Annotated in this window: 1 protein-coding gene; it reads left to right on the forward strand. The window is 40.1% G+C overall.

The features are described from left to right. Positions 1-29: 29 nt before the first annotated feature. Positions 30-698, forward strand: a 669-nt coding sequence (locus QME58_14435) for a hypothetical protein (protein ID MDI6805010.1), incomplete at its 3' end; no start/stop codon positions are given.

Raw genomic sequence — 698 nt, forward strand, 5'->3', positions numbered from 1 at the left:
CAAATTTTGTTCTGGCTGGCTTGTCACAGATGATATATGAACCTGTAATGGACCCTGAAGAAATCGAGCAGTTATTAATGGATGCTCTGCAATACCGTGCATCGGGAATGTATCAGAATGCAATTGCAAACTATCAGCAAATCATTAGCGGCGACGGTACAATAATTCAGGCACTCGTTGAGCTTCGTGAAACTTATACCGATATGTTAGCAGCAGGAGTCGACCAAACGAATCAGTGGCGGAGTTATTTACAAACTTTGCAAACCCATTATAACCCGCCTATGGCAAGGACTGCAACAATAATGCTTGCACATGAATATGCTAAGGCAGATATGCTTAACGAGGCGTTCGAAAAATATCAACACGCTCTCACTCTTGGTTTAGACACTGAAACACGTATATCGCTACTATTATCAAAGATGATGTTGGAAGGTTTTGAGTTGGGCAGCGAAGGAGATGCAGAAGAAACTTACTTGAATATGAAACAGCAATTTCCGAACGATGAGCGTACACAATTGGCACAATTTGAATTAGAATTAATAAATGGCGCATATTCATCTGTAGAATTCGGGAAGGTATCAGAATTCAAAGTTGCAATGCGTGAACTACCGAATTTTCCGAAGGCTGATCAAAAATTAAATAGCATTCCGGAAGAATATAGGATTGAACAGAATTATCCGAATCCGTTCAATCCAAGT

This window comes from Bacteroidota bacterium (genome assembly GCA_030017895.1).
Lineage (GTDB): Bacteria > Bacteroidota > Ignavibacteria > UBA10030 > BY39 > JASEGV01.